Origin of the sequence: Tabrizicola sp. (assembly GCF_031377265.1) — a bacterium.
In the GTDB taxonomy this organism is placed as follows: Bacteria; Pseudomonadota; Alphaproteobacteria; order Rhodobacterales; family Rhodobacteraceae; genus JAUYQR01.
Window position 1 is genome coordinate 1 of record NZ_JANMET010000273.1, and the last position, 8,641, is coordinate 8,641.

General features: G+C 59.8%; 11 protein-coding genes. 7 read left to right on the forward strand and 4 right to left on the reverse strand.

The window, feature by feature from the left end:
- Positions 1 to 106: 106 nt before the first annotated feature.
- Positions 107 to 370: a DUF3309 family protein gene (locus tag RMO18_RS15430; protein WP_309667083.1), complete on the reverse strand. Its 264-nt coding sequence runs from the start codon at positions 368 to 370 to the stop codon at positions 107 to 109.
- 54 nt (positions 371 to 424) lie between these two features.
- On the reverse strand, positions 425 to 625 hold the full coding sequence (locus tag RMO18_RS15435) for a CsbD family protein (RefSeq protein ID WP_309667085.1): 201 nt from the start codon (positions 623 to 625) through the stop codon (positions 425 to 427).
- Between the two features lie 519 nt (positions 626 to 1,144).
- Here RMO18_RS15435 and RMO18_RS15440 point away from each other — a divergent pair.
- The 7 genes from RMO18_RS15440 to RMO18_RS15470 all read left to right on the forward strand — a co-directional run bounded on the left by RMO18_RS15440 (position 1,145) and on the right by RMO18_RS15470 (position 6,270).
- On the forward strand, positions 1,145 to 1,576 hold the full coding sequence (locus RMO18_RS15440; protein WP_309667087.1) for a CHRD domain-containing protein: 432 nt from the start codon (positions 1,145 to 1,147) through the stop codon (positions 1,574 to 1,576).
- A gap of 1,266 nt (positions 1,577 to 2,842) precedes the next feature.
- Complete coding sequence (locus RMO18_RS15445; RefSeq protein ID WP_309667089.1) at positions 2,843 to 3,262, forward strand: CopG family transcriptional regulator; 420 nt, start codon at positions 2,843 to 2,845, stop codon at positions 3,260 to 3,262.
- A gap of 48 nt (positions 3,263 to 3,310) precedes the next feature.
- Complete coding sequence (locus RMO18_RS15450) at positions 3,311 to 4,471, forward strand: PHB depolymerase family esterase (protein ID WP_309667090.1); 1,161 nt, start codon at positions 3,311 to 3,313, stop codon at positions 4,469 to 4,471.
- Between the two features lie 123 nt (positions 4,472 to 4,594).
- Entirely contained in the window at positions 4,595 to 4,846 is a 252-nt protein-coding gene (locus RMO18_RS15455) for a GlsB/YeaQ/YmgE family stress response membrane protein (protein ID WP_309667092.1), read from the forward strand.
- Between the two features lie 30 nt (positions 4,847 to 4,876).
- Positions 4,877 to 5,344, forward strand: a complete 468-nt coding sequence (locus RMO18_RS15460; RefSeq protein ID WP_309667094.1) for a YidB family protein — start codon at positions 4,877 to 4,879, stop codon at positions 5,342 to 5,344.
- Positions 5,345 to 5,450: 106 nt separating this feature from the next.
- The gene (locus RMO18_RS15465) at positions 5,451 to 5,942 is read left to right on the forward strand and encodes a pyridoxamine 5'-phosphate oxidase family protein (protein ID WP_309667096.1); all 492 of its coding nucleotides are present in this window, start codon (positions 5,451 to 5,453) and stop codon (positions 5,940 to 5,942) included.
- A gap of 73 nt (positions 5,943 to 6,015) precedes the next feature.
- A complete protein-coding gene (locus RMO18_RS15470) occupies positions 6,016 to 6,270 on the forward strand; it encodes a hypothetical protein (protein WP_309667098.1) in 255 nt (84 codons plus the stop codon).
- Between the two features lie 62 nt (positions 6,271 to 6,332).
- On the opposite strand, the gene RMO18_RS15475 is transcribed toward RMO18_RS15470, so the two are convergent.
- Positions 6,333 to 7,304 (reverse strand): nucleoside hydrolase, encoded by a 972-nt coding sequence (locus RMO18_RS15475; RefSeq protein ID WP_309667100.1) that lies wholly within the window; start codon positions 7,302 to 7,304, stop codon positions 6,333 to 6,335.
- 112 nt (positions 7,305 to 7,416) lie between these two features.
- On the reverse strand, positions 7,417 to 8,641 hold a 1,225-nt coding region (locus RMO18_RS15480), incomplete at its 5' end, for a catalase (RefSeq protein ID WP_309667101.1).

Below are 8,641 nucleotides of genomic sequence, written 5' to 3' on the forward strand. Positions count from 1 at the left end.
TCGCTTAACACAGAGTACGCCCCCTCGGGCCTTGCGTCACTTCCTAGAGGGCTGAAGTGCGAGCCAGACGCTGCCCGTGACCTACGGCTGCACCTCGTGTCTCAGATCAAATGCGGCCAGTGAGCAGCAATGCAACAACAATGATCAGGAGGACGCCGCCGATACCAATTCCGGCATGACCAAGACCGTATCCATACCCGCCAAATCCGCCACTGAAGCCGCCAAGCAGGTAAATGACAAGAATGATAATGAGAATGGTTCCGAGCGATATCCTGATTGCTCCCTTGCGAGGAACATAATGCAGTTGGGGTGAGTGCCAGCTGAATTGAAAGCCAGTATTAATCTCAACGCTTCGCAATACCGGCTTCAAGCGCGAAGCAACCAGTCAGCGATGATGGCTTTGCTGGTGCGCGGCGTTGTGTTTCTACTCAAGTCTGCTGAGCCAAGAATCCACGTCGGTCTTGATTTTCTCCTTGGCGTAGCCATACCGCTTTTGCAGCAAGCCCTCGAGCTCCGTCCGGCGACCCTTGATCACGTCAAGATCATCATTGGTCAGCTTACCCCACTGGGTTTGCGCTCTGCCTTGAAATTCTTTCCATTTTCCTTCGACTTGATCCCAATTCATGATGATTCTCCCTCTGCATGATCCGACGTCGGCAACGCGCCAAAGCGGGACATCTGCGTTGACATTGTTTTCTTCGGAAAGACTGCCACAAACGCGTTTGCGTGGCTTTGATCCATATCAACCAACGCCCAGGGCTGCAGTTGGCGAATTCGTTGCCGTTCCGCTTCAGGCTATCGTCGCCTGAATGAGTGACCAATAGACCGAGCCACGTTCTCGTCGGGTGCTCATGAGATGCAACATGGCCGAGATTCTGCGGGAAAAGAGGGTCATCGCCGGACCAGTTCCACTATGGGTCATGAGCGGGAATTTGCGGGGTCTCCCAAGAAGTCCGCTCCGTCCCGGTTGGCAGACACTGCACTGCCAAGTATGCTGCGGCCGGCATGAACGGCCGGTTCGGGAAAGCTGCACCGCCGCGCGAGTACGGTGCCGAGTGACGGCAAAGGGCCGCTGGAACCATATGATCATCGAAACGTTGGCAAACGGGCAATGTTGCCCCAGATCTCAGAGGAAACGCATACCATGATCCGAATCCAAAACGCAGGTCTTGTTGCCGCTTTGGCCACCGGCATGATGTTCACGGCCGCCACTGCCCAAGCGGAGATGATCAAGTTCACCACGGCATTGACCGGGGCTGCAGAAGTCCCACCGACCGACAGTGCTGCAACGGGAACCGCCGAAGTGACGCTGGATACCGAATCGAAAACGGTCACTTGGACCTATACCCACGATGGCCTGAGTGGAGACATGACGGCGGCCCACATCCATGGCCCGGCCACCGCGACCGAGGCCGCAGGCCCGGTTGTCGATACGATGACGGAAACCATGGCGGGCTCTGCCCCGATCACAGATGCGCAGGCCGCCGAATTGTTGGCAGGGATGTATTACTTCAACATCCACACCGAGAAGTTTCCCGACGGCGAAATTCGTGGTCAGCTTGTTGTGATGAAGTAGAGATCAGCTATCCAGCACGCGCCGCCGGTCTCGTGGCGCGCGCTGGCCACTTGGTCTGTGCTTGTCGACCGATGCAGATGGAACCTTCCCCTGCCATGTGCGTTCGATAGGTGGAGCAGATGACAGGCCTGTCAATCAGACCTGACGGCACAAGGAACAGGGTAGTTTTTCTGATTTCCCGCCCTGACCAACGCAACGGTAGTCGAGCCTTTATCCCGTCTGTCTGTCGTCTGCTTCACAGGCGTTGCAGGCCGTTGAGAGCGTTTTTTGCATAAGAAGACTTGTTCTAAATGGATCGATGCCGGCAATTCCATCAGTGGAAAGGCCATTTGCCATTCTGCGGTGCTTTCCGGTTGGCGGACAAGGTGGCGCAATCACGATGCGGACCGGGCCGCGCATTCGAACCCAGTAATTCGGTCAACTGCGCCCGCGAACGGCTGAGGCGGCTTTTGGCTGTTCCGACCGGAATCCCGATCATTCTTGAGGCTGCACGAAAAGAGTGTCCCGATACCCCCCAACCAGCGTTACGATGATCGCGTCCCACGGCATGGTATAACTGGCGGTGGGACGCGATCAGTGATCTTGTCGCGCAAAGGTCCAAAGCGTCTTTATTGCAGCTATTTTCAATAAATTGACCAGTTTCTGGCAATGCCCGCCGGGCCAGCGGGCTGGGTTTGGAACACGGGACGGAAAACTATGACTCTTCCCTGCGTTCAACAAAGCGCAGCCCGTTCCACGGCGGGTTGAAAACGCGATAGTCTCGGCGGAATAGGAAAATCTGTGTCGCAACTGGTCAAATTGCTTTCAATCAGTTCGGCGGTCCCTCCCAACATGATCAACCAGAAAGACGTCGCGAAGGTGGCGCATGACGCTCTTTCGGCGCGGTTTGACGATTTCGACTGCTTGGTGCAGGTTTTTGAAAGGTCCGGAATCTTGCGGCGCTGTCTGGTAAAGCCACAGGATTGGTACCTGCAGCCGCTTGGCTGGTCCGAGCGCAACACGGCCCCCCTGGATGGGCCTGCGCACTGTTCGTTGCTTCCGCCGAGAAGGCGCTGGCGGCTGCGGGTCTGTCGAGTAACGAGGTGGATACCGTAGTCACCGTGTCCTCGACCGGCCTGGCAACACCCGGCATTGACGCCCGTGCTGCGAAAACCCTTGGTCCTCGCTGCAATATCGAGCGACTTAGCCCCGTGACATCTCGAAAGCCCTTGTAATAGGCGATAAATACTCCATCTACCATCCATGCAGATGGTTAATGGAGGGAATATGCCGAAACCAACGCTTGTATCACCGGCCAAGCCCCCTGACTCTGAAAAGCTGACCATCAATCTGGGCTTCGTCGATCTGGGCCAGATCGAGCTTTTGGTTCAGGAAGGGTTTTATTCCAACCGCAGCGACTTCATCCGGACCGCGATCCGCAACCAGATCGAGCGGCACGCCGATACCGTGCGTCAGGTCGTCATCCGCAAAAGTGTGGACCTCGGCGTGCGCCATATCACGTCGGCGGACCTGATCGCGGCACAGGCGGCCGGTCAAATGCTGGATATCCGGGTTCTGGGACTTGCCGTCATATCGCCGGATGTCTCGGCCGAACTGGCCGGTAGCACCATCGCCGCGCTGCATGTCCTGGGCGCGCTGCACGCCAGTGATGCGGTCAAGACCGCGCTGGCTGACCGGTTCACCTGATCCAATCACACAAGAAAGCACCAAATGACCCACTCTTTCAGGCGCGGAATGACCAAAGCCGCCGAACTGACCCGTTCTGGCAAGCTGCAGGAGGCGACGGCGATGATCCAGTCGTTGCTGCAAAGCTCTGTGCCGGCTTCAAACTTGCCTGCAACAGAGCTTGGCTTTGCGGGTGCTGTGATCGACGGCGACTTCACCAGATTGGAACCGGAAAACACCCCACCAAGGGCTGTGACGTCAAAAGCAAAGCCCGAACGGCAGAAACCGAGGGCTTCGACCACCCCGCTGGTCGAGACGCTGCGCAAGATCGCAGCCGGTGGCATGCCGGTCCGTGGCCTTCAGTCTGGCCAAGCCGATCCAGTGCCGGAAGGGGCGCAGTTCCTGTCGCTGACCCACAGCGCGGCCCTAGGCAGCCGCAGTTATCGGCTGTACATTCCGGCCAATCGGCGGGCTGCCAAAATGCCGCTGATCGTGATGCTGCACGGCTGTACCCAGACGCCGGAGGATTTCGCCGCAGGCACAGGGATGAATGCGCTGGCAGAGGAATTCGGCTGCATGATCGCCTATCCGGCGCAGCCTTCGGGGGCCAATGCCCAGAAATGCTGGAACTGGTACCGCCCCGAAGATCAGGCCCGTGACCGGGGCGAACCTGCCCTGATCGCGGGCCTGACCCGCGCAATCTGGCGCAACCACAACGCCGATCGGGCGAGCACCTATATTGCCGGACTGTCGGCGGGTGGGGCCGCAGCCGCTGTGATGGCGGCTGCCTATCCCGATATCTTCAGCGCCGTCGGCGTTCATTCCGGCCTGCCTGCGGGCAGCGCGCAAGACATTCCGTCCGCCTTTGCCGCCATGCGCAGTGGTTCGAAAGGCCGACCACACCGGACCATCGTGCCAACGATCGTCTTCCATGGTCTGGCCGACAGCACCGTGCACCCCGATAACGGGCAGGCCGTCCTGTCACAGGCGCTGCATGCGATGCCCGGCCTGCGCGCAACGACGCGGCGGGGCGTCGCGGAAGGCGGGCACCGCTATCGCACCACGGCGCACCATCATCCCGATGGCCGCAGCCTTGCGGAACACTGGCAGATTGAGGGCGCGGGCCATGCCTGGGCCGGGGGCCATTCCGCTGGCAGCTATACCGACCCCCTGGGCCCCGATGCTTCACGCCAGATGGTGCGGTTCTTCCTGCAGAACACGAAATCATAGTCGGCGCTCCCATCGGCGCATGTTCTGAGACCTCGCGGAGCAAGGCCTCTGATTGCAGGCCTTCAGGGAACAATTCGCCGATTGGCGCGTTGATCCCTGAGCGTGCACCAACAAGAGGCCATCATGGGTATCATCTGGACCATCATCATCGGATTTGTGGCAGGTGTGATCGCCAAATTCGTCATGCCAGGCGACAATGAGCCATCCGGCTTCGTCCTGACCACCATTCTGGGCATCGTGGGCGCCTTCGTTGCGTCCTACCTTGGTCAAGGTCTGGGCTGGTATGATCCGGGCGAGGGTGCCGGACTGATCGGGGCCGCTGTCGGTGCCATCATCGTTCTTCTGGTCTGGGGAATGGTGCGTCGGCGCGCCTGACCTTCGCCCCCACTTATTTGGAGAAACACCATGTCAAAATCCACGCCATCGTTGCTTGCCCTGCTTGGACTGGTTGCCGTCGCAGGCTACCAAAACCGGGACCGGATCAGCGGAATGCTCTCTGACGCACGCCAAAAATCCACTGCGTCCGGAACGCCTCTGGCACCAGCGGGCGGCGGCTTCATTGCCGAGATTGGCCAGTTCTTTCAAGGTCGCTCTGTCTCCACCGCTTTGGGCGATCTGGTTGACCGCTTCAAGGCGGCCGGTCAAGGCGACGCGGCCGACAGTTGGGTGTCTGACAAGTCAAACATGCCGCTTGGCGTTGATGCGCTTGAGGCCGCCGTTGGCCAGGAAACCCTCGCGGAGCTTGCCCAGAAAACCGGTCTGTCCCAGACCGAGATTCTTCTTCGTCTGAATGTCGCGCTGCCGGATGTGGTAAACCGTCTCACCCCAAATGGCCGACTGCCCACCGAAGGCGAAGGGCAGGCCCTCGTCTGACACGGATGGCAGCATTTGACCCGACTGCCGTTGCGCGTCCCGCGGCGCAGTACCATTCGACAGTGTCAACGCGACCAATCTTATCCCCTATCAAAGGAATGCCGACATGACACCCGATGCAGAGATCACCGCCGCTTTCTGGAAGCATCTGCGGTCGGACCGCACGGTGATGCTGGGGCTTGAAGCCAGTGCGCCCACAACCTTGCGACCGATGACGGCAAAACTGGACGGCGAGGCGGATCAGGGGCCGATCTGGTTCTTCACCTCGACCGACTCTGCCATCGTTCAAGGGTTGAACTCACAGGATCTGGCGATCTTTACCTTCGTGTCCAAAGGCTATGATGTCTTTGCGACGGTGCATGGCCATATGACGCGGACGACCGACCGCGCGACCATCGACCGGCTGTGGAACACTTGGGTCGCAGCCTGGTACGAAGGCGGCAAGGACGACCCCAAGCTGGCCCTGCTGCGCTTCGATCCCGCAAGTGCCGAGATCTGGCGCGATGGATCCAGTCTGCTCAGCGGTCTCAAACTGCTTCTTGGCGCCGATCCGCAAGCAGATGCCAAGGATAACGTGGCCAAGGTTTCCTTGTCCTGACTTGGGCCGGGCTGGGGCTGGATGCTCTTTTCAGCCTCGGCCCCCTAATCATATCCCAAGAAGGGAAAAACCGATGGACCGTTTGAGTATCTTTCTGACCCTTATCGTTGGCGCCATGGTCACGGGAGGGCTTGTCGCCGTTGTTCTTTCGCTTGGCTGGTATTCCTGGCCAGCGATCGGCGGCGCTGCGGCTCTTGGCGTGGCGCTGACCTGGCCTGCAAGTTATGCAATTTCACGCCGCATTAAACGGCAGGATCCGAACTGGGATGCAAACAAGGTTGACCGGGTTGGAGGCGTGATCCCCGATCCTTCGGCCCCCGAGGTCTGACTGTCTGGAAGATCAAAACGTTTCCGCGAAACCATTGGCATAGGTCTAACCAACATCCCATGTCAGTGCGAGATAAGTAGATCGTGCACAGCGGGAGACGCCTTCGGGCAATACAGAACGCGCGAGGCTGCCGTGCCCTCTGCCAACGGTGGCAGTTGAACTACAAGGCTTGGTCGTGGCAAAAGCCAGAATGCCCATTCGCGCGTCATACTGGCATTGACTGCGGCGCAATCGAACAACTGCGGGCGTTCAAGATATGCAGCAGCCATCCAGTCGAAGGGGGCAAACCCGGGCAGGCCCACATCGGATTTCCAGAACGCAAGCCAGTCCCGAGCGGTCCCCGCTGCCCAGGCAAACGAGCGACCGCGACGTGCCAGCAGATCAAGGTCAGCGCCTGTGACAAGCGTTCCCAAAGCCGCATCATAGGCGATCAGTGTCATCGGCAGGTTCATGGCCAGAACAGAGCGAACCGCGTCGGGATCAACAGATACGTTCAGATCGCGGAAGATCGGACCATGGCCGAAAGCCGCACCTGTTCCATGACCCTCGGTCGGGTGGAACAGCTGTCCGGGTTGGTGGCCCATTACCGCCACAATCCGCGTGACGTTGCCGCGCAAGTCGGGCCGGTCCTTCAAGGCAGCGGCAAGATTGGTCAGCGGGCCAAGGGCCAAGATTGTCAGCGGCCCTGCGTCGAGGGCTGATTGCAAGGCGACCACTCCGGGCGGAATCATATGTTTGGGTTCGGCAGGTTCGGCGTGGCCCGGGAAGATGGCTGGAACCGGCAGATCATCCTGCGCCATTTTAGACGCAAGGGCAGCCATCCGTTCTGCCACAACTGCGCCCGAAGCGTTTCCGAAACTGGAGGATATTCCCACAATGTTGACCCCGCGCGCGGCAAGCCACAAAATGGCCAGACAATCATCCGGATCGGTGCGAGCCGTCGCACCGCAGGCCGCGTCGGAGTCAATCCAGATTCGGTCTGACCGGGTTATCTGCGGCCCGCCAGCGATCAGCGCGAGTGGCGTCTGTGGCACACGTCCGGTTTGCCACAACGGCCATTGACTGGCCACAAATGTTGCCAGGCCTGCAAGAACGACCGCGAGCAGGAGTCGCTTCGGATTTATGACTGGGGCCACTTTGATGGAGTCAGATCTGAAACAGCGCCTCGCGGGGCCAGTGGCGCAAGGCCTTGCAGCCTTTGACGAAAGACTGAATGGATGCCGTGTCGGTCAACGCGCAGAATGCGTCATCCGCAGCACCAGCCAGAGCACAAACCGCAACAAGGGCGCTCGCACCCTCGGACCAGCCGATGTATTTGCAGTGCTGATAAGCCTCGGTCAGGAACGCCGGCGCCGCCGGTGTGGTGGCAAGGCTGTCCTTGCCCGGCAGGATCGCCACCGCATCAAATAGCACGGATGGCGCGCTGCCGATCTTTTCATGCACCTCGTGCAGGTTGTTCTTGCTGCATAGAACGCCACCGATCCGGGGGGCGATGATCGCGATCAGACCGCCCGCTTTGGCTACGGATGTCTCCAGTGCCGCCAACAGCGATCCGTCAAAGCCATCGCTCAGCATCACAGCCATCACCCGGCCCTTGAAGCTGTCTGGCGGGTTGGACTGGATGCTCAGCGCGGGTGAAGGTTTCAGATCGGTTCGGGTCGGGCGTGCGGCAGGAGCGGCGGCAGGCATATTGGCCAGCCCCAGCCTGTCGGCGACAAGCGCGGCCATGTCTTCGTCGATATTGCGCAGATGCGACACGATCCGCGCGCGAATGCCGGGTTCGGCGCATTTCGACAACTCGAACACCAGCGCGGCCGCGATGTGGCCCTGCTCGCTGACGGTCTGGCTGATGTAGAACTGTCGCGCCTGGCTGTAATGGTCGGCAAAACTTTCGGGCCGCAGCCGCGCCTTGTCACCGGATACCGGGGCCTTGTAGCTGACATACCCCTCCAGCGGATGCGCGCGCGGACCCTCTCCCCAGCCGTTGGGTTCATAATTCACCCGGCCCTTGCGGTGCGCCGTCTGCATATGGCCGTCTTGCTGGTAATTGCTGACCGGACAGCCCTTGGGCGCGTTCACCGGGATCTTGGTGAAGTTCGGCCCACCAAGCCGTTTCACCTGCGTATCCAGATAGGAAAAGTTGCGACCCTGCAGAAGCGGGTCATCGGTAAAGTCGATGCCGGGGATCACGTTGGCCGTGCAGAACGCCACTTGTTCGGTTTCGGCAAAGAAATTCTCAACCGCCCGGTCCAGTTTCATCGTGCCGATGATATGCACCGGGCAGTCCTCTTCCGGGATCAGCTTGGTCGGGTCCAGCACGTCAAAGGCAAAGCCATCGGCAAAGTCCTGATCGAACAGTTGCACACCCAAG

Bases quoted from the DNA above. Each gene is read 5' to 3' on its own strand.
- RMO18_RS15435 (WP_309667085.1), bottom strand. From the start codon at position 625: ATGAATTGGGATCAAGTCGAAGGAAAATGGAAAGAATTTCAAGGCAGA.
- RMO18_RS15440 (WP_309667087.1), top strand. From the start codon at position 1,145: ATGATCCGAATCCAAAACGCAGGTCTTGTTGCCGCTTTGGCCACCGGC.
- RMO18_RS15445 (WP_309667089.1), top strand. From the start codon at position 2,843: ATGCCGAAACCAACGCTTGTATCACCGGCCAAGCCCCCTGACTCTGAA.
- RMO18_RS15450 (WP_309667090.1), top strand. From the start codon at position 3,311: ATGACCAAAGCCGCCGAACTGACCCGTTCTGGCAAGCTGCAGGAGGCG.
- RMO18_RS15455 (WP_309667092.1), top strand. From the start codon at position 4,595: ATGGGTATCATCTGGACCATCATCATCGGATTTGTGGCAGGTGTGATC.
- RMO18_RS15460 (WP_309667094.1), top strand. From the start codon at position 4,877: ATGTCAAAATCCACGCCATCGTTGCTTGCCCTGCTTGGACTGGTTGCC.
- RMO18_RS15465 (WP_309667096.1), top strand. From the start codon at position 5,451: ATGACACCCGATGCAGAGATCACCGCCGCTTTCTGGAAGCATCTGCGG.
- RMO18_RS15470 (WP_309667098.1), top strand. From the start codon at position 6,016: ATGGACCGTTTGAGTATCTTTCTGACCCTTATCGTTGGCGCCATGGTC.